This is a genomic window from Hymenobacter amundsenii (assembly GCF_002204745.1).
In the GTDB taxonomy this organism is placed as follows: Bacteria; Bacteroidota; Bacteroidia; order Cytophagales; family Hymenobacteraceae; genus Hymenobacter; species Hymenobacter amundsenii.
Genome location: NZ_NIRR01000126.1, coordinates 1 through 399, shown reverse-complemented (window position 1 = coordinate 399; position 399 = coordinate 1). Strand labels below are relative to the sequence as shown.

The window sequence follows — 399 nt, the reverse complement described above, 5'->3', positions numbered from 1 at the left end:
AACTGGTGACCAGTGCCTTGCAACGCGCTTTTTGGTCCCAGCCGCCCACGCCGGGCCTCATCGTCCACTCCGACCGCGGCGGGCAATACTGCGGCAACGCCTATCGGCAGTTGCTCCACGACCACGAGGCGCTGCGCTCGCAGAGCCGCCGCGGCGACTGCTACGATAATGCGCAGGCCGAAAGCTTGTGGTCACGCCTCAAAACGGAGGTCTTGGAAGTCCGCGAGCGGCCCGTTTTTGCCGACCTGGCCGACGCGCAACGCAGCGTGGCCAATTATTTTGACTACTATAATCACGAGCGGCTGCACTCCAGCATCGACTATCAGACCCCCTATTACGCTCACCAACAGCTTCTTCCACTTAACGCCCTAAACTGTCCAGCGTAACTAGACCACCTCA

General features: G+C 60.4%; 1 protein-coding gene. It reads left to right on the top strand.

What is annotated here, in order from left to right; genetic code table 11:
- On the top strand, window positions 1-386 hold a 386-nt coding region (locus tag CDA63_RS20250), incomplete at its 5' end, for an integrase core domain-containing protein (RefSeq protein ID WP_206780474.1).
- Window positions 387-399: the final 13 nt, after the last annotated feature.